Genomic DNA, 18471 nt, shown 5'->3' with positions numbered 1-18471 from the left:
TCGGCTTACCAGCCTGCGATATTCGAGATGATGGCGTACAGCATGAACCCGCCGACCACGGCGACTATCGTCGCGACGATGTAAAACCAGGTCATGCCCGGCGACTTCTGTGGCTGTGGGTCGAGCGCTCCGGGCAGCTGCGTGACGATCGGGGAACGATAGTAGGTCCGCGTGCTGTGGTCGTGCGGTACGGGGAGGAAAGCATCGGTAAAGCCGTGGTCATGGCCCAGCGCCTGCAGGCCGATGTACTGGGCCCAGCGCAACCCTGCGGTGCACACACGCACGCGGTAGATGCCCGGCGCGAGGGGGATGAACGTGTCACCCCAACTGGCATCGGGCACTTCCTGGCCGTTGATGAAGATGCGCGGTCGAGTGAACGCCAACAGATCCACCGGGAAATGTATCGGAAAGTGGGAAGCGGTCACCATAATTCCGGTCGGACCGGGCTCTGGCGTATACCTGGGCACAGAGGCTTGATTGCGTCCGGCCCACGGAATACAGAAGTCCTCAGGCAACTCGACCATGCTGTACGGCGGCAGCTCGGTCGTCTGAAATGGGTTGGCCAGCAACACATCAGGCGGGATCAACGCCGGTCGCCCCGCATATGCGGGAGAGCCCCGCGGATACCCCCGGGGCGGAGACAGCTGCGGCGGCAACGGCTGCGGCGGGTACTGACGACCATCGGGCCCAGATGCCCCCTGCCGTCCGCCGAAAGGATTACTCACGGATCTACCTTCATCTCGAATTGGACAGTCCCGCCGGATCCGCGCTAGGCGGGTGCCTCCTCCTTCGGCGCGAGGAGCTTCAGAATCACACCGCCGATCTGCTGGACGTACGGCATCAGGTCGGTGAGAGCTCCGCGGAGCTCGGCGAGCAACTTCGTGATCTTGAGACCGTCCCGGCCGATGCGTTGCAAAACCTCTGCCGCCACCAAAGGACCTGCGGCGCCGAGGGTCAGCGCGAGTTCGAGGGTGTAGGCGATCAATGCACCCGCGAGGCTGGCCAGAATATCGCCGACCAGGCCGCGAATGGCGCCCACGATCTCTTTCGTCTTCGCGATGACCTCGGACATGCTTGCCGCGACACCGCCCGCGGCGTTGATGTGGTCGGTCATTTCGGTGGCACGGTTGCGATAGGCATCGGCGGCCGCGCCGGTCCACTTCGCGGTGTCGGTCTGCACGGCGGTCTGCCAGTCGGTGCTCACTCCGGTCAACGCCTTGGAGATGTTGGCCCAGGAATCCGCGTAGGCCTTGACCATGTCGGCGTTGCCCGCCAATCCGTCGACCACCTTCCGATACGGCTCGACGTGCTCTAACATCCACCCGGCGATCTGACTGCCGACATAGCCGAAGGGATCGGTGAACATTTCCTCGACGTCGAGCCCGACTCCGCCGCCGCCGAGCAGCCCGTCGAGCAGATTCGCGCCCTGCAGATCCACGTACGTCTGCCAGGCATCACCGGCGGTCGTGCCCTTCAATATCTCGGGCACCCCGTTCTCGTCCGTCGACAAGCCGACGTGGTGGAACGGAAACAGCGTTTCCTGGAAGTACTCCTCGCGGAAGTCGGTGCCGTCAGCGATGAGGTCGTTGTTCTCCGGCTTCGCGTCGTCATCGAGTCCGACACCGAGCATGTTCTCGTTGATGTACTTGCCGATTTGTGTGCTCATCAGCGCCCCTGATGCGTGCGGTTGATGGCGCCGCGCAGCTCGTCGAGTGCGCGAGCCCAGGTGTCGTCCCATAGGTCGAACGCGTCGGCGCTGGTGCCCAGCTTGCCGGGAAGTTCGGCCGTCTCGCCTGCGGCTTTGCTGATCGCCTCGACCGCGCCCCGATTGTTGTCGTCCATCAGCGAGTGGACCAGCGAGCGGATCATCCAGCCGTAGCCGTCATCGACATTCCCGAGGTACGAGGCGGCCTCGACGGCCTTCGTCAACGTCCCCATCAGCCCCTGGATCGTCGACGCGTGCCGGCGCAGGTCGTCGGTGACGACCTGAATTTCCGGATTGGTCATCGCTACTCCAGCCAAGTCTTGTTGCGGTAGTACTCGTCCTCGTCGGTGGGATCCATCGGTGCGGCCGGTCCGGGCCGCGGATCGGGCGTGGCCGAGGCCGACTCATCATCCGGAAAGCGAGCGGTGTACTGCGACAGGACATTCGCGCCGATTTCGTCGTCGCCCACCATGTCGTGCACCAGCGCGGTCACCTCACGACGGAGCTTCGCCTGCGCCTGTCGCAAGGTCGCCATCAGCTCCGCCGACACTGCGGTCGGATCCATTCCCTTTGTCGCACTGGACAACTGGATATCGGTGGGCACACCGTTGCTGTCGACGGTCACGCTGACGCGGTTGCCGTCGGAGGTCGCGGTCACCTTCGTCCCGTCCATCCGGCCCTGCAAGCTTCGGTAGCGCTGTGCCTTGCGCTCCAGGTCTTCCGACCATTGCGTGAGACCGGCGATGGTGCCATCCAAGGCGTCGGTCATCCTTCCCCCTTCGTACGTAACAGTTTTCGCGAGCAGTCGAGCACTCTACCCAATACGACACGCGCCGTTCCGACGCTGTTCATCCTCCGAGACACAGATTCGTCCATCACCCAATCCGACGCACCAACCCACGGATCGGTTCCATCGAAAATCTGGTTTCGTCAACGACAGCCCAGGTTGGGCGGTTCTCGGTGCTGAGAGTGACGATGTTCACTTCACCAGGGGACGACGCCCTCGTCGTCGAAGAAGCCGCCACGGGGCCCGTCATCGGGCAGGGTGGCGAGGTGGATTGCGATCGCGGCGCCCTGATCGGCGGTGCGGGGTGAGTTGAAACCGGTGAAGTCGGTGGCTACGTAGCCGGGGCAGCAGGCGTTCACGATGATGTTGGTGTCGGCTAGTTGGCGAGCGTATTGGGTGGTGAGGCTGTTGAGCAGGGATTTGGAGGGGGCGTAGGCGGCCAGGATCGGGCCGGTTTGCAGGGTTAGGGAGCCCATGTTGCTCGAGACGTTCACGATGCGGGGTGTGGGTGCTCGGCGGAGCAGGGGGAGCAGGGCGTTCGTTACGCGGACGGCTCCGAATGCGTTGGTGTCGAGGACAGTTCGGAGGACGTCGAGGTCGAGGGTTGTCGGATCCTGTGCGCCACCGTCGATTCGGCCGGCGATGCCTGCGTTGTTGACGAGCACGTCGAGTCGTCCTGCGGTCTGCTCGATGGTTGTCGCTGCGGCGGTGACGCTCTCGCCGGAGGTGACGTCGAGGGCGACGCCGAACGCGTCGATGCCGGAGGCACGCAGGCGCGCAACGGCTTCCGCGCGCCTGGCGTCGTCGCGGGCTCCTACCGCGACGGTGTGGCCGAGCGCTCCGAGACCCTGGGCGATGGCGAAGCCGATTCCCTTGTTCGCGCCGGTGACCAGCGCGATCTTTGTGTCGTTCACTCGATCAATCCTTGGCGAGCGCGGCGGGATCGTCCAATATCGGTTCAGTGCACTGTGATACTCGCCAGGTATCAGGCCGGTAGGCTGCTGACGTGCATGATCTCGAGACCCGCGAGCTGCGGTACTTCCTCGCTGTCGCCGAGGAATTGCACTTCGCCCGCGCCGCCGGTCGGCTCGGGATCGCCCAGCCGCCGCTCTCGCGCGCGATCCGCCAGCTGGAGCAGCGGCTCGGCGTCCAGCTCTTCGACCGGGACCGTCGTGGCGTGGCGCTCACCGATGCGGGCCGGGTGCTCCTTCGGGAGGCCGCGTCGGCCCTCGATGCGGTCGCGGCCGCTGGGCGCCGGACGCAACGCGCTGGAAGTCCGCAGCGGCCCTTGGTGCTGGTGACGAAGGCGGGGGCCTCCCACGAGCTGCTACAGCGGCTCCTCGACGCGCTGGCGCGCGAACCCGATGCGGCACCTGTCGAAATCCTGCTGTGCGAGGTCGGTGAGCAGGCACGGCGGCTGCGCGACGGACAGGCCGACGTGGCACTCATGCATCGCCCGTACGACGACCTTGCCGGATTCGACACCGAGGACCTCTACGTCGAAGGCCAGATCGCGCTCCTGCCCGCCGGGCATCCGCTCGCGGCTCGCGAGAAGCTCACGTTGGCGGAGGTCAGCGATGTGCCGGGCCTGCCGATCGCTCGATGGCCCCGGCTCGACGGGACTTACCCGGACGGGCCGGGGCCCGAGGTCCGCACCCAGTCGCAGCTCGCTCAGCTCGTGGCGCTCGGTAAAACTCTGCTCGTCATCCCCGCCTCCAGCCGGGCCTGGCAGTGGCCCGAACACGTCGCGGTGCCCGTCATCGACGCGCCGGATGTCACCACGGTGATCGCCTGGCCGCCGAGTAGCCGCTCCCAGGCGGTCGCCGCACTCGTCCGTTCGGCAGCCGAGCTCCGCGACACCGCGCCGCGCTAGCTACCGCAGATCGCGGGCGAGCCGGGTTGCGCCGACGGTCATATAGCCGCCGGTCAACGTCGCCAGCGCGAGGGCGGTCGTGCGTGGGACATCACCGCGCACGACATGGGCGGCGCCGTGGGCGGTGTCGATGAGGTCGACCATCAGCCCGATGCGCTGCCATCGTGGGCGCTCGTCGGCGGGGGCCGTCAGGTAGCCCAGGCCGAGTGCCACCCCTCGCGCACCGAAAATCCTTGTCAGGTAGGTCAATTCGGGAGTCGAGCGGATGCCGAAGGCGGTGATCATGGTGCGCGGCACCACGAGGGCCGCGACACCCAGCATGATTCGGCCGACGGCTAACCCGCGCATCGCGCCGGACAGTGGGGGAGGTGACACGATATTCGTTGCCATACGTATCAGGGTTCCCGACAGGCGATGCGGGGTCGATTACCTCAGAGGTAGTCGACCCTCGGGCCGGGTGTCTACGCGGTCCACTTGCCCCGCACCCCCGCGAAGACCTGGGCCGCCGGATCAGCGGTGATCTTGTCGGAATCCGTGTCGTAGTCGTACAACTCGGCGTACCGGCCCCAGTCGATGGCGATATCCAGTTGCCGCCGAGCATCTTCCGGCCCGAACCCGCGGCGCAGCAGGTCGAGGAAGAAGCCGGCGCGCAGGCTGCCGTCGGAACTGCCGGTGAGACCCTTACAGATGGTGCGGACCAGCGGGGCGCGGTGGCGGGCCTGTTCGGCGAAGATGCGCTTGCTCTCCTGGATGTCGGCGGTGGTGAAGCTGGTGCCGATGTCGGTGAGCAGCACGTCGCCGTCCTCGACGGTGATGAAGCCGAGCATCTCCGCGGCGTCGACGAGGGGGAGCAGGTCGTCGATCTCGAAGTTGAGCTCGTCGGCGATGTCGGGCAGGTCGGCGCGGCCGCCGTTGGCGTAGACGAGTTCGACCAGGCCGGCCAGGCCGCCGACCGAGGCGTCGGGCAGCGGCTGGGCGGTGGGGGTGGCCTTATCCGGTTCGGCGACAACGGGTTCGGTGTCGCGGCCGGTGAGCAGGCCGTAGATCTGGTCGACCATGGCCTCGAACCACGGCGCGCGCCGGTCCCGTGGACGCTGTTGCGACACCGGGATTTCCGCGATGATGCGACCAGGATTGGAGCCGAGCACCAGCACGCGGTCGGCCAACTGCACGGCCTCCTCGATGTTGTGGGTGACGACGCAGATCGCTTTGGTCGGGAAACCGTCGGTGGCCCAAAGGTTCACCAACTCGGTGCGCAGGTTCTCCGCGGTGAGCACGTCGAGCGCCGAGAACGGCTCGTCCATCAGCAGCAGATCCGGTTCGAGCACCAGCGCGCGGGCGAAGCCGACCCGCTGGCGCATGCCGCCGGAAAGCTCCTTGGGGTAGGCGGATTCGAAGCCGTCCAGGCCGATCATGTCGATCGCGGCCAGCGCCCGCTGCTGCCGCTCGGCCGGCGGCACGTTGCGGGCGGCGAGCCCGAGTTCGACGTTGTCCTGCACGGTGAGCCACGGCATCAGCGCGAACGACTGGAACACCAGCGCGGCACCGGGATTGCTGCCGTTGAGCGGGGTGCCCCGGTAGGTCACCTCACCGTCGGACGGTGCGATGAGCCCGGCGATGATGCGCAGCAGGGTGGACTTGCCGGAGCCGGAACGGCCGAGCAGCGCGACGATTTCGCCGCTGCGCAGCTGCAGATCGATACCGTCGAGCACCCGTAACTCGTCGCCCGCGGCGCCGGTGAATCGCTTGCCGACTCCCGAGATGTCCAGCAGCACCTCGCGGTTGGCCTCGGTGGTGGTCACGGTCATGATCGATCTCCCGTCGAACAGATGGAGCAGTAGCGGGCGTTCACAGCGAGTACCGCCGTTCGGCCAGTGCGTAGAGCCGCCGCCAGAACAGCCGGTTGATGCCGACCACATAGATGCTCATGACCAGCACGCCGATCAGAATCCGTGGTGAGTCACCGACTTTGGTCGCCTCGTGGATGTAGGAGCCGAGCCCGGCCGCCACCAGCGTGGTCGACCCGTAGTCGACGACCTCCGAGACGATCGACGCGTTCCATGCGCCGCCGGCCGCGGTGATCCCGCCGGTCACATAGCTGGGGAAGATGGCGGGCAGAATCAGCTTGCGCCACCACAGTTCTCGCGGCAGCTGCAGGTTGGCGGCCGCCTCGCGCAGATCGGTGGGCACCGCGCTGGCGCCCGCGATGACGTTGAACAGGATGTACCACTGCGCGCCCAGCGCCATCAGGATGGTGCCCGCCCAGTTGAGGCTGGCCCCGCTCCACACGAGCACGGCGGTGATGAACGGGAACAGGAAGTTGGCCGGGAAACTGGCCAGCACCTGCACCACCGGCTGCGCGAGCCGGGACACCTTGGGGTTCAACCCGATCCAGACACCGATGGGCACCCACACGATGGTGGCGAAGACCAGCAGCACGATCACCCGCAGCAGCGTCAGGAAGCCGAGCCCGAACGCGTGCCCGACCTCGCCGAAGCCTGCGGTGGATTCGATGTAGTCGGCCACCCGATACCCGCCGTAGGCGACGCCGGCCGCGACCACCGCGGCGAACACCAGATCCCCGGCGCGGCGCCGGACCGGCGAGGCGTGCAGCGGATACTCGGCGAGCCCGAACACGCTCATCAGCCGATCCAGCGGCGACACCAGCGGACCGAACACCTTGCCGAGCAGCAGCGGAATGTGCGAGCGCCGCAACAGATTCAGCATCACACTGCGCGGCGCGTCGGCCGCCCCGGTGTCCTCCACCCGGAACCGCTCCGCCCACGCGGTGAGCGGCCGCCAGAACAGGAAGTTCACCCCGACCACCATCACCACCATCACGCCGATCGCGATGAACACCTTGCCGAGATCGCCGTCGCCGGTGGCCGTCGCGACGTAGGACCCGATGCCGGGCAACGCGTATTCGTGGTTGTTCACGCTGATCGCCTCGGACGCGACCAGGAAGAACCAGCCGCCGCCGAAGCTCATCATCCCGTTCCAGACCAGCGGGATCATGCCGCTCGGCGCATCGACGCGCCAAAAGCGTTGCCAGCGTGACAGTCTCAGGTTGCGCGCGGCCTCGTCCAGCTCGCGCGGCTGCGCGGCCAGGCTGTGGTAGAACGCGAACGCCATGTTCCACGCCTGCGAGGTGAAAATCGCGAAGATGGAGGCACTTTCGAGGCCGAGCTGCGAGCCGGGGAACAGCGCGATGAACCCGGCGACGGTGATCGACAGGAACCCGAGGATCGGCACCGACTGCAGGATGTCGAGCAGCGGCAGCAGCACCGTGCGGGCCCGCCGCAGCCGCGCCGCCGCCGTCGCGTAGACGAAGGTGAACAGGATCGACAGCCCGAGCGCGGCGAACATCCGCAGCAGCGAGCGCGCCGCGTAGTAGGGCAGCTGCGTGGGATCGGTGGACACGGTCGCGGGGGCGTCGGCCTGGTCGAACGGCACGTTCGCGCTGGCCGACACCCGCACGACCAGCCAGATCAGCACGGCCGCGCCGACGAACACGACGACATCGGCGAACCGATTGCGCGGCCGATCGAGCGCACTGCCCGCAGGAAAAGAACGAAGCAGCGTCATGCCTGCACCTCGCTGGCGCTCGGTTCCGGCCTGACTCGCGTCGCTGTGTTGATGATTCGCTCGCTGCGCTCGCTCATGCTTGCGGGCCCTTCACATCCGTGGTGGCGATGTGCCAACCAACACTGGTCACCGACGGTTCCAGGCTGAGCCTGCTCACCGCCGACTCCATCTGGCGATCGTCGCGCTGATCGCCGAACAGTTCGGCGCGCACCTCGACCCGGCCCGGCGTGCCGGTGTTCGCACTGGAGATCGAGATCAGCTGAAAGTCGGTGCGGGTCAACGCCTGTACGAGCAGGGCGCGCACGTGTGCTTCGTTGTCGTCGTTGGTGACGGCGGCGAATGCGTAGGAGGCGGGCTGTTCGTGACCGGCCTCGGGCTGCTTGTCCACGGCGCGTCCGGCCGCGCGCAGGGCGACATTGACGCCGACCACCGCGACGGTGCCCGCAGCGGCCGTGCTGTACATGCCCGCGCCGGCGAGCGCGCCGACTGCCGCCGCGCACCACAGGGTGGCCGCGGTGTTGAGGCCGCGCACGTTGAGCCCGTCGCGGATGATGACGCCCGCGCCGAGGAAGCCGATGCCGGAGACGATCTGTGCGGCGACCCGGGTCGGGTCGGCGTCACCGCCGGAGAAACCGTGTGCCGACAACAGCACGAACAGTGTCGATCCGGCGGCGACGAGCGCGTTGGTGCGCAGGCCCGCCATTCGGGCCCGGTACTGGCGCTCGAAGCCGATGGCCGCGCCGAAGCCGACACCGGCGAGTAGCCGGAGGATCATTTCCACTGTTGTCATGACCGCACTCCCTGAACTTGTCAGCGCACCGTCGAAAACAGCAGGTTACGGGTTTTTTCCCGATGTGAAATCAGCTGTTGAGGTGTCGCCGGGTGAATACTTGGCTAACGGGGGATACGGACTATTACCGCCGGGCATCCGGCTCACCTCCTTGGTCCATCAGCGCACGACAAATGCCGCACGTCACTTAGTTGATCGTGGCAGAGCACACCAGAGGAACCCGGCTAAAACGCCGGTCAGTACCCCTCCTCGTAAGACCTTTGGCACTTCACGGCGTAAACCCGGTGGAGCCGGGAGCCAATCGGGATCACCCCTTAAGCCGGGGAGATCTGTCCTGACCCGGGGCGTCTCTCGACGTTCGGGGTCGCTGGCCTGTTTCCGTGAAGGAGCCTCAGCGAACGATCGGCACCTTGCGCTGGTCAGTAAACACCCGAACCGAAACAAAGGCAACCCGGATGTGATCGCGGTCGCACGGCGGCCGCGAATTCCGTTGTGCCCGAGCGGAGCACGCGCTGCGTCAGGACTTGTACAGCGAGCGGTACGCGGTGATCACCGCGACGCAGTGGTCGATGATCTCGTCGCGGGTCGCGCGCAGCGAGCCGTTGAGCCAGGCGGAGAACATGCCCGCGTTGCCGCTGGCCATGGTCACCGCGGCGAGCCTGCGCTTGACCGGATCGTCGATATGCGAGAAGAGGTGGTCCTGCATGAGCCGGGTGAATACCGGCATCACCGAGATCGTGGTCTGGCCGAGGCCGGTGCTGGAGTAGGGCTCGACCAGGAACAGCCGGGATTTGCGCGGGTCGTCGAGCACTTTGTCGACCAGGATCTTGGCCAGTTCGCGGTCGCGGGACGGCTCGTCGGTCGCGGCGAACGCGGTCATCGGCTGCAGGAACTCGTCGGCGACCTGCCGATAGAGCACATCCAGCAGTTCGTCGCGGCTGGTGAAGCTCTCATAGAAGTATCGGTCGGTCAGGTTGGCCCGGCGACACACCGCACGCATGGTGACCCCGGCGGCGCCCGCCTCGCCGATCAGATCGAGCGCGGCCTCCAGTAGCGCGGTGCGACGCGCCTCCCTGCGTTCGGTGAGGGTCGTGCCGCCCCAGATCCGTGGGCCTGCGTCGTCGTCTGATTCCTGGCCTGATTGCACCGCACCAGACTAGTGCCTGGTCGGCGGTGAGATCGGCGCCCCTGACATCGGGGTCTTGCCGTCGCTGATTCGGGACGGCCATCCCGCGGCCATCCTCGGTTCACCCGAGCTGGTTACGGTGCGCCCGATCGGTCGGCGGTACAGCGGAGGTTAATGGCGAGTGGACGGCTCCGCGGCGGGGGTTTCGACGGGGGAGTACGTCAACAGGAGGTCGGCCGGTGTGCCGAATTATCCTGTGCTACAGGCAATCCGGCGACCGGAGCTGGTTCGTGTGCCGCGTCCCGCGCGGCTGCCGCTGGCCCCGGCCCAGGAGCGGATGTGGCACGCGTCCCGGGCAGGTAGCTCGAGCGACTGGAATGTGGCACGCGCCGTTCGTATTTCGGGTCACGCAGTGAGTCTGCCCGCGCTGGCCGCTGCGATCGATGATGTCGTCGACCGGCACGAGCCGCTGCGCACCTGCTACCCGGCAACCGGGTCGGGGCCCGTTCAAGTGGTCGTTCCGGCGGCCGAGGCCGCGATCGTGACGGAGATCATCGCGTCGACTGAAGTCGAATTACCATGCCAGATCAAGGAATTCGTGGCTGTTCCCTTCGATATGACCACCGATCTACCCTTCCGTGCCCGCGTATGCGTGCTCGGTCCGCAGGACGTAGTGCTGATCCTTGTCGCGCACCACATCTCGATCGACGGCCGATCCGTCGCGCCGCTGATGCGCGACCTGGCCACCGCATATCTCGCCAGGCAGACCGGTCTACCGCCGGGCTGGTCGCCGTTGCCGGTCGACTATGCCGACTACACGCTGTGGAAGCACGCACAATTGGGCGACTACAGCGACGAGTGGAGCCGCGCGACCCAGCAACTGCGCTACTGGGCCAACGCCCTCGCCGGGCGGCCCCCGGTGCTCGAATTCGCTTGCGCGCGTTCAGCTGACATCGCACGTGACACCGCCGGTGCCACGGTGCCCGTGGTATTCAGCGCCGTGGTGCACACCGCGCTGCTGGTGCGGGCACAGCAAGCACGAGCGAGTCTGCTGATGGTGTTGCAGGCGGCGTTCGCGGTCGTCGTCGGTGCGCTCGCCGACGGCACGGATATCACCCTCGCGACAGCCGTGGCGGGTCGCGACCATCGCCTACTCGACGATCTGGTCGGCAATTTCGCCGACGACGTGCTGGTGCGCATCCGCCTCGACCGCGCGGCCGACGTCGGCGAGCTGCTCGACCAGGTGCGCCGGGTCACCCTGGCCGCCTTCGCGCACCCGGACACGCCGAACCAACGGCTGCGCCGATGCCTGCTGCAGGACGCAGGCTGCCCGCTGTTCCAGGCGACGCTGATCCTGCAGCGCGGCACCGTGCCCGAGCCCGCCTGCCCCGGCACGCTGACGATCACCGAGCTCCCGACCGGGGTGACCAGGGCAAAGCACGACCTCGAATTCGGTCTGGTCGAGCGCTACGACCGGGTCGGCGCGCCCGCGGGCGTGGACGGCGTCTTCATTTATCCGACCGCACTGTTCGACCAGACAACGGCCGCCGAGATCGTGGCGCTGTTCACCGCGACGGTGGAAATCCTGGCCGACGGCTGTCGCGGACCGCTCGATTCGCTGGTGCCCGAAGCATCGCTCAGGGCAATACGAGGCAAACCGGGCCGAGATTGACGCCATTGCCGACGGTGGCCGCGGTCGAGACGAACGCGCTCGAATTGTGCACCGCGTACACGGTGTGATTACCGGGGAGCAGCGGCGTCCACTTCGCGGTCACCGTGCCCGACGCCGGGACGGTGATCCAGCCGCCCGGGTCGAAAGTGCCGGTCGGGTCGAAGAAGCCGACCACGTCGCCGGGCGCCGCGGTCGCGGTCGCGATATAGGTGCAGTTCGTGCCGAACGAGGTAGAGCTGCCGAAACTCAGCCCCGGCGCCACGCCGACGGCGGAGACCGCGGCCGGTGCGGCGGGCGCGGTGAGCACCAGGGCCGCGGTGATGGCACCGAAGGAAGTCAGTGCGGCGGCGATGGATTTCTTCGACCGGTACATGATGAATCATCTCTCTCGGGCGTTGACGTACAGGCAGCGCTGGGTTCCGCGCTTCGTGAGCAGTCTCCCCGCGACCCGAAAGAGACACGCGCGAAATGGCCGATGGCCCGCGCGCGTCACCCGCCACTTTCCAGCGGCAGGCCCGCATCCCGCCAGGCGACGATGCCGCCGGCCAGACTGCTCGCGTCGTAACCCGCCTGCTTGGCCCGGGTGGCGAAGCGCAGCGACAGCTCGCCCACCGGGCAGACGAACACCACCGGCCGGGAGCGCGGGAACGGGATGCCGTGCGCGAACATGTCGTCGAGCTGGTCGTCGCGAATATTGAGCGCGCCGGGCACATGTCCGATCCGGTAGGCCATCGAGCCGCGGGTGTCCACGATCGTCGGCTTGCCGGTGCGGTCCAGTTCGGCCAGCTCGTCGGGGGAAAGTGTCGGCGTGGCAGCCTGTTCCGTTGCGGTCGGCGGCGGTAGGCGGTCGGCGCGGTCGAACAGGTCGGGCCTGCGCTTCTTGATGTAGGACAGGTACGGTTCCAGTCGGTCGCAGACGATGAACACGGCGACGATCGGCCCGTCCGTCCGCTCTGAGATATCCGCTGTGGCAAGGGTTTCCAGCGCGGCCGCGTAACTGGCACCGCTGGTCGGTCCGGCCAGGATGCCGTACCCGGTGGCGAGGCGCAGCGTGGCGTCCACCGCGTTCCCGGCCTCGACCGTCACGATATCGTCGTAGAAGTCGGCTTGGAACAGGCCGACATCCCACATCTCGCTCTCCGAGCGGATGCCGGGAATGAAGTCGGTGCGGTCGGAAACCACGGCGACAGTGCGCAATTCGGGATTGTGCTTGAGTAGATACGTGGCCGTCCCCCTGGTCGACCCCGTCGTCCCGAGGCCGCCGATCAGGTAGTCGACCCGGTTGATGCCGTCGGCGGCCAGGTCCTCGTGGATCTCCCGGCCGGTGCCGTGGTGGTGCGCCTCGATGTTCTTCTCGTTGGTGTACTGCGACGCGTGAAAGTAGGCGTCCGGCTGCTGCGCCATCGTCGCCTCGATCACCGAGTACACGTCGTTCGGCGTGGTCGGATCGGGGCACTCGGACAGGCCGGGCAGCTCGACGATCTCGGTCCCGAAGAGCTGCAACAGCTCTCGCACCTCGGCGACCTTGATCCGGTTGGTCACCGCGCGCAGCCCGATGCCGTGCATGGCGCCGAGGATCCGCAGCGCCTTGGCGGTATTGCCGCTCGACGCCTCGATGAAGGTCTGCCCGTTCGCCACGATGCCGTCGAGTTCGTCGCGGATCATGCCCCACGCCACCCGATCCTTGACCGAGCCGAAGGGGTTGTAGGACTCCAGCTTCGCGTACAGGTCGACGTTGGGGAGGCCGTGCACCGTGGGGTCGAGCCGCAGCAGGGGAGTGTTGCCGATGAGTTCGGTGATGTGGTCGTAGCGCATCAGGGCGCCTCGGTGGGGATGCGCGGCGAACGTCGCGGGGCGGACTGGTGTTGTGGCTGTCCGATCGGTAGCTCTGGTTCATAGTCGGCGTCGAGGCATACCTGGAAGTCGCCACCGCGGTGCGCGACCGCCAGTTTGATCGGCGGTGGCCGCATCGAAGCCGTGGCCGCGGACAGATCCATGTGGTAGGCACCGGTATTCGGGAACACCACCAAATCGCCGGGCCGCGGTCGCGCCGGCAGCCACACCTTGTGATTGGTGATCAGATCACGCTCCAAGCAGAGCCGCCCGGCGAAATACACACCGACAGGAGCGGTTTCGCCGCCACCGGGCCTCGGCAGCATGACCGGATCGACCATCACCTCCTGATCGGCCGGTGTCACCGAGTCACGGCTCAGGTCGAGGTTGACCAGCACCGTGCCATCGGCGATCTCCTTGACGAACTCGACCATGGCCACCGTCACCCCCGCGTGATCGACCAGCGCCTTGCCCGGCTCCAGCCACATGTCCAGCAGATTGTCCGAGGCCACCTCGGCGACGGTGCGCCCGCCGTGCCGATCCAGCGGCGCGGTGAACAGATCCTCGAGCATCGTGGTGGCCGGAATCGTGTTGGCGTACTTGTGGAACACCGGTATCCCGTGCACCGCGCCACCGGCGACGTGATAGCCGAAGGTATTGCTGCCCCAGCTCATCGGTTCCCCGCGGCCGAGCAGCGATTCGCGCAACGCGTGCACGTAGGCGTCGAATTGGTTGGCGTCGGCGGTGAAGACTTGGCGATACCCGCCGCCGATATTCAGCACCGACGGCGTCAGCCCGTAACCATAGGCCCGTTCGACCAGCGCCAGACACGCGTCGATCGCGCGGATCCGCTCGCCCGTGTCGCCGGAGTCGAGATGAAACGCGAACCCGAGGAAGGCGATTCGGTCACGGTGCGCCGACAGCAGCTCGAACGCGCGCTCGATGTGCCCGAGCGGCACCCCGAATCGGCTTACCTGACCGTCATCGAATCCGGAAACCCGCAGCAGCACTGGCACTTTCGTGCTGGTCAACTCGGGGATGCGAGCCAACTCCCACAGATTGTCCACGTTGATCGTGATGACTCGATCGATCAGATCACGCAGGAACACCTCACCTTTCGGCCCGGTCACCTCGATACGCTGCGGCCCGAACCCGGCGGCCACCGCACTGGTCACCTCCTGCGGCGAGGCGGCATCGATGGCGATCCCGGCCCGCGCGGCGGTCCGCACGAACGCGCGAGACTGATTCGCCTTGTGCGCGTAGCAGATTCGATACCGCGACAACACGTGATCGAGCACCGAGCGGAACTGCGCGAGGTTCTCCGCGAACACCTGCGGGAACACCAGATGCGCCGGCGAACCGAACCGATCCAGCGCCGCCGCCACCGCGCCCGGCGTATCGAGAAAGACGCGCACCAGCGGATCGATCTTCGCGGGCAGCGCCGGAATCGGTGCCGTCATACCGCGGTTTCCGACGCGACGACACCCTCGGCCGCCACCGCGGGCCGCTCGGCGACCGGGTTGTAGCCGCCGTCCCGAATAGCCTCGAAGGCCCTGGCGCGGTTACGCGGACTGCGGAACTCGGCGACCACCCGCTTGCTGATCAGATCGATCTCCACCACTCGGATATCCATCGACTCCAGCACCCCGCCGATCGTCCGGACGCAGTGCTTGCAGGTCATATCCGGCACGTAGAACACCCGATCCTCGGCGGTGGCCGCCCGATCGGCGGTGTCGCCGTCCAGGTCGGCGCGCACCTCGACGAGCTCGCAGCGCCCAGCGACCTGGGCGAACACCGCGACGAACTGATCGACCACCACCGGCAGGATGCTGTAGTGCCCGCCGCCGAGGTGATGCGGCATCGCGGCCAGGCACGCGGGCCTGGTACCCGCGGGCAGCAGCGCGTACTGGCGGGAGATGAGGTCGAGGTCGTCGTGATACTTGGCCAGCGCCGCCGGAATGCTGAGCCCCTCGACGTGGGTGGCCCGGCGCATCACCGTGTGCGCGTCGGCGATGGTGGCGTCCTTCATCGCTCGCAGCGTCGCCACCGTCTCGGCGGAGTAGCGCACGGTGCCGTCGGGCTGCGCGATCAGCGTCACCGGAATCATCCCGCGCCGATAGGTCGAGGCCTGCAGCTCCCAGTACCAGCGGGTGGCGACGGCGGAGAACAGGCCGGATTCGTGCATGCCGAGCGCGAATTCGGCGGCGCTGCGATACGGCGTTTGCCTGGCGAGCAGGGCGTGCTGGGCGAGCGCCCGCCCGGCGGCCTCGATGCCGACCCGGAAGATATCCATCGGCTCGTGGTCGGTGGTGGTGCCGTCCAGCATCGCGTGCTCGCGCGGTCCGAGGGCGGAAATGCGTTCGGCGAACGCGGTATTCGAGTCCAGCGCGTGCCACAGCGCCAACACGGTCTCGCGCATGGCGATCGGCACCTGCGGGCCGAGCCCGTCGGCGCGATAGTGGCCGGTGTTGGGGATCCCGTCGCTGTCGGTCCAGGTGATCCGGTGCGTGGCGCTGGTGACCTGGTACGGCCGGCACGGCCGCATGAATCGCTCGAGATACAGCCGCTGCGAGAAGGTGAGGTGACTGTTCGGCTCGGTATGCAGTGCGGTGCAGGTGAATTCGAACTTGCGCCGGTCGGGGACGGGCACCGGTGCCGCGAACAGACCCGGCTGCGCCAGCCCGGCGAGCACCCGGGACGCGGCCCGCCGGTCGTAGCGCGGAGTGTCCATGGTCATCTGACCTCCTCGGCAATCGTCTTGACGCACTGGGTGAATCGGTCGATCTCGTCGGCGGTGTTGTAGATGTGGGTGCTGACCCGCACCGAGTCGTCGGCATCGGCGAGCCGTTGATCGAACGCGCTGTCCTTGACCGCGACCGTGCAGTGCAGGCCGGTGCGGACCAGGAAACCCAGTTCGCTCAGCACGAAGCCGAGGTCGGTCGCGGAGATGCCGTCGAGGGTGAACGAGACGATGCCGTAGCCGCCCGCGTTCGGCGCATGCGCTGGGCCAGGCAGGAATTCGAGCCCGCGGATGGGCCGAAGACCCTCGATGAGGCGTACGGTCAGCGCGTGATTGTGTGCCGCGATGGCGCCGATATCGAACGACTCCAACACCTCCAGCGCGCTACCGAGCGCGAGGATGCCGGGGATATTGTGCGTGCCGCCCTCCAGGAGCGCGGGCATCGCCGCGGGCACCAACCCAGCCTCGCTCACCAGCACCCCCGAGTTACCGCCGGGCAGGAATGGCACCAGAGTATCGTGGACTCGCCTGTGGCAGTACAGGATTCCGGTTCCCGGTGCGCCGAACATCTTGTGCGCGGCGAAAATCGCGAAGTCCGCGCCGAGTTCGGTCACGTCCACCGGCACGTGCCCACCGCTCTGGCTGCAGTCGAAGCACAGCAGAATGGCCGGATCGATCAGCCCGCGCAGTGATTCGAGCGTGGTCAGGCCGCCGTACACGTGGTGCAGATGGCTGGTGGTGATCAACCGGGTGCGCGGGGTGACCTTGGCGAGGATGTCGGCGGTGTCGGCCTCCCCGGTGCCGGTGACCCGGTAGGGGACCAGCTCGATCCGGCGCCCGAACCGCGCGAGCAGGCCGCGCAGGTGGTACCAGGGATGCACATTCGATGCGTGATCGGCTGGGCTGTAGAGGATTTCGTCGCCGTCCTCCAGGACGGCCAACCCCCAGGACAGGGTGACGGCATTCAGCGCCGCGGTCGCGCCACCGGTGAAGACCACCTCGTCCGGATACTCGGCGCCGATGAAGGCCGCGGTGCGATCCCGGATTCGGCTCAACCGGGTGGTCAGGCTGGTCGCCCACGGGTAGGTGCCGCGCCCGGCGTTGGCGGTTCGTGAGCTGTGATAACGATGAATGGTCTCGATGACCGGCAGCGGCTTCTGCGTGGTCGCGGCGCTGTCCAGGTAGATTTCGGTGGAGTCGGTCAGGGCGGGGAAGAGCTTCCGAATGTCGGCCGGGGTCTGCGTCGACGCTGCCGATAGTCGGGTGGTTGATGGCCGCGCGAAATGCGACCTCGAGGCCTGGGATCGCAACGTGACGCTCCCTCCGCAAAACCCGTTCACAAGGTGCGTTGGACGCCACCCACGATACGCACTTTTGGTAGGGTCTTCGAAGGTAATCGAGCGGCGCCGGACATTCGTCCTCGCAAGCGCTTCGAGGGCAACGGCTTTCACACACTAGGGTGGAGACCATGGCTTTGACCTTGAAAGAGCGTCAAGAGTTCCTCGCGCAGCCGCATATCGCGGCGCTGTCCGTGGCGGGTGGTCCCGGCCGGGGCCCGCTGTCGGTACCCATCTGGTACCAGTACGAGCCCGGCGGCGAGCCCTGGGTGACGACCGGGGCCGACTCGCAGAAGATCCGGTTGATCAAAGAGTCCGGGCGGTTCACCCTGCTGGTGCAGCGCAGCGAACCGACCATTCGGTACGTCTCGGTCGAGGGTTCGGTCTCCCGGATCGTTCCGCTGACCGATGAACTGCATGTGGAGATGGTCGAGCGCTATCTGAGCGGCGATGCCGTCGACCGTTACCTGAAGCAGGCGGCGAACTTCGGCGATCAGGTCGCGGTGTACCTGCGGCCCGAACACTGGCTGTCGGCAGACCTCGGCAGCGCCTAGCGCGAAGGGCTCAGTACTTCCCCTGTAGGTATTCGACGAGGTGCTGCTTCTCGGTTGCCAGCTCGGAGATCGCGCTCTTCACCACGTCGCCGATGCTGACGATGCCGATCAGCCTGCTCTGATCGACCACGGGTAGGTGCCGAATCCGGTGCTCGGTCATGGTGTTTCGGAGCCCGTCGACCTCGTCGTCGGGCGCACAGGTGCGCACGTCGGTGGTCATGATCTCCGATACCGGCGTGTCGAGCAGCTCCGCGCCGCGCGCGTGCAGGTTGCGCACCACGTCGCGTTCGGAGATTATCCCTACGATCCCTTCGCCGTCACGTGACACGACAACCGCGCCGATATTGTGCTCGGCCAGCGTCGCCAACAAGCTTCGAATTGTCGTGTCGGGTGCGATCGTGGCGACGTCGCTCCCTTTTCTGCGCAAGATCTCGGCTATTCGCATACTGTCACCCATCCAGTGTCCGCG

The 18471-nt window shown here is 67.0% G+C and carries 19 protein-coding genes and 1 riboswitch; of the genes, 3 read left to right on the top strand and 16 right to left on the bottom strand.

Annotated elements, in window-relative coordinates; translation table 11 throughout:
- Positions 1 to 5 precede the first annotated feature (5 nt).
- The 5 genes from ACIBK2_RS25650 to ACIBK2_RS25630 form a co-directional block, all read right to left on the bottom strand.
- A complete protein-coding gene (locus ACIBK2_RS25650; protein WP_396970514.1) occupies positions 6 to 392 on the bottom strand; it encodes a hypothetical protein in 387 nt (128 codons plus the stop codon).
- A gap of 377 nt (positions 393 to 769) precedes the next feature.
- Positions 770 to 1666 (bottom strand): hypothetical protein, encoded by an 897-nt coding sequence (locus ACIBK2_RS25645; protein WP_396970512.1) that lies wholly within the window; start codon positions 1664 to 1666, stop codon positions 770 to 772.
- Positions 1666 to 2007: a type VII secretion target gene (locus tag ACIBK2_RS25640; protein ID WP_396970510.1), complete on the bottom strand. Its 342-nt coding sequence runs from the start codon at positions 2005 to 2007 to the stop codon at positions 1666 to 1668. Before ACIBK2_RS25640 ends, ACIBK2_RS25645 begins: the two co-directional genes overlap by 1 nt.
- Positions 2008 to 2009: 2 nt before the next feature.
- Entirely contained in the window at positions 2010 to 2474 is a 465-nt protein-coding gene (locus tag ACIBK2_RS25635) for a YbaB/EbfC family nucleoid-associated protein (RefSeq protein ID WP_396970508.1), read from the bottom strand.
- A gap of 215 nt (positions 2475 to 2689) precedes the next feature.
- The gene (locus tag ACIBK2_RS25630) at positions 2690 to 3406 is read right to left on the bottom strand and encodes an SDR family oxidoreductase (protein ID WP_396970506.1); all 717 of its coding nucleotides are present in this window, start codon (positions 3404 to 3406) and stop codon (positions 2690 to 2692) included.
- A gap of 92 nt (positions 3407 to 3498) precedes the next feature.
- Here ACIBK2_RS25630 and ACIBK2_RS25625 point away from each other — a divergent pair, with 92 nt between their 5' ends.
- Positions 3499 to 4365 carry a LysR family transcriptional regulator gene (locus tag ACIBK2_RS25625; protein WP_396970504.1) on the top strand — a complete coding sequence of 289 codons (867 nt, stop codon included), beginning with the start codon at positions 3499 to 3501 and terminating at the stop codon, positions 4363 to 4365.
- Here the strand turns inward: ACIBK2_RS25625 and ACIBK2_RS25620 are convergent, their stop codons facing one another.
- From ACIBK2_RS25620 to ACIBK2_RS25600, 5 genes are all read right to left on the bottom strand, one after another.
- Positions 4366 to 4755, bottom strand: coding sequence for a hypothetical protein (locus ACIBK2_RS25620; RefSeq protein ID WP_396970502.1), 390 nt, complete (start codon positions 4753 to 4755; stop codon positions 4366 to 4368).
- Between the two features lie 71 nt (positions 4756 to 4826).
- Positions 4827 to 6173, bottom strand: coding sequence for an AAA-associated domain-containing protein (locus ACIBK2_RS25615; RefSeq protein WP_379291595.1), 1347 nt, complete (start codon positions 6171 to 6173; stop codon positions 4827 to 4829).
- A 40-nt stretch (positions 6174 to 6213) separates the two neighbouring features.
- A complete protein-coding gene (locus ACIBK2_RS25610) occupies positions 6214 to 7950 on the bottom strand; it encodes an ABC transporter permease (RefSeq protein WP_396970501.1) in 1737 nt (578 codons plus the stop codon).
- A gap of 73 nt (positions 7951 to 8023) precedes the next feature.
- On the bottom strand, positions 8024 to 8740 hold the full coding sequence (locus tag ACIBK2_RS25605; protein WP_396970499.1) for an MgtC/SapB family protein: 717 nt from the start codon (positions 8738 to 8740) through the stop codon (positions 8024 to 8026).
- Positions 8741 to 8978: 238 nt separating this feature from the next.
- Positions 8979 to 9150, bottom strand: a riboswitch (M-box (ykoK) riboswitch).
- 107 nt (positions 9151 to 9257) lie between these two features.
- Complete coding sequence (locus ACIBK2_RS25600) at positions 9258 to 9887, bottom strand: TetR/AcrR family transcriptional regulator (RefSeq protein WP_396970497.1); 630 nt, start codon at positions 9885 to 9887, stop codon at positions 9258 to 9260.
- Between the two features lie 220 nt (positions 9888 to 10107).
- On the opposite strand from ACIBK2_RS25600, the gene ACIBK2_RS25595 reads away from it, so the two are divergent.
- Entirely contained in the window at positions 10108 to 11538 is a 1431-nt protein-coding gene (locus ACIBK2_RS25595) for a condensation domain-containing protein (RefSeq protein WP_396970496.1), read from the top strand.
- On the opposite strand, the gene ACIBK2_RS25590 is transcribed toward ACIBK2_RS25595, so the two are convergent.
- The 5 genes from ACIBK2_RS25590 to ACIBK2_RS25570 all read right to left on the bottom strand — a co-directional run bounded on the left by ACIBK2_RS25590 (position 11504) and on the right by ACIBK2_RS25570 (position 17421).
- Entirely contained in the window at positions 11504 to 11911 is a 408-nt protein-coding gene (locus ACIBK2_RS25590) for a hypothetical protein (RefSeq protein WP_396970494.1), read from the bottom strand. The two genes, ACIBK2_RS25595 and ACIBK2_RS25590, sit on opposite strands and share 35 nt — an antisense overlap.
- A 116-nt stretch (positions 11912 to 12027) precedes the next feature.
- Positions 12028 to 13353, bottom strand: coding sequence for a pyridoxal-phosphate dependent enzyme (locus ACIBK2_RS25585; RefSeq protein WP_396970492.1), 1326 nt, complete (start codon positions 13351 to 13353; stop codon positions 12028 to 12030).
- Positions 13353 to 14831: a decarboxylase gene (locus ACIBK2_RS25580; protein WP_396970490.1), complete on the bottom strand. Its 1479-nt coding sequence runs from the start codon at positions 14829 to 14831 to the stop codon at positions 13353 to 13355. The genes ACIBK2_RS25585 and ACIBK2_RS25580 overlap by 1 nt, the downstream gene beginning before the upstream one ends.
- Positions 14828 to 16108 carry a heavy-metal-associated domain-containing protein gene (locus ACIBK2_RS25575; RefSeq protein WP_396970488.1) on the bottom strand — a complete coding sequence of 427 codons (1281 nt, stop codon included), beginning with the start codon at positions 16106 to 16108 and terminating at the stop codon, positions 14828 to 14830. Before ACIBK2_RS25575 ends, ACIBK2_RS25580 begins: the two co-directional genes overlap by 4 nt.
- Positions 16105 to 17421 carry an aminotransferase class V-fold PLP-dependent enzyme gene (locus ACIBK2_RS25570; protein ID WP_396970486.1) on the bottom strand — a complete coding sequence of 439 codons (1317 nt, stop codon included), beginning with the start codon at positions 17419 to 17421 and terminating at the stop codon, positions 16105 to 16107. The genes ACIBK2_RS25575 and ACIBK2_RS25570 overlap by 4 nt, the downstream gene beginning before the upstream one ends.
- A gap of 158 nt (positions 17422 to 17579) precedes the next feature.
- Between ACIBK2_RS25570 and ACIBK2_RS25565 the strand changes: the two genes are divergently transcribed.
- Complete coding sequence (locus ACIBK2_RS25565) at positions 17580 to 18002, top strand: pyridoxamine 5'-phosphate oxidase family protein (RefSeq protein WP_396970484.1); 423 nt, start codon at positions 17580 to 17582, stop codon at positions 18000 to 18002.
- Positions 18003 to 18012: 10 nt separating this feature from the next.
- On the opposite strand, the gene ACIBK2_RS25560 is transcribed toward ACIBK2_RS25565, so the two are convergent.
- Positions 18013 to 18447: a CBS domain-containing protein gene (locus tag ACIBK2_RS25560; protein ID WP_379291626.1), complete on the bottom strand. Its 435-nt coding sequence runs from the start codon at positions 18445 to 18447 to the stop codon at positions 18013 to 18015.
- Positions 18448 to 18471: the final 24 nt, after the last annotated feature.

The sequence above is a fragment of the Nocardia sp. NPDC050175 genome (genome assembly GCF_044459885.1).
Taxonomy (GTDB): Bacteria; Actinomycetota; Actinomycetes; order Mycobacteriales; family Mycobacteriaceae; genus Nocardia.
Note: the sequence above shows the minus strand (reverse complement) of the source record. Positions and strands in the feature narration are given on the sequence as shown.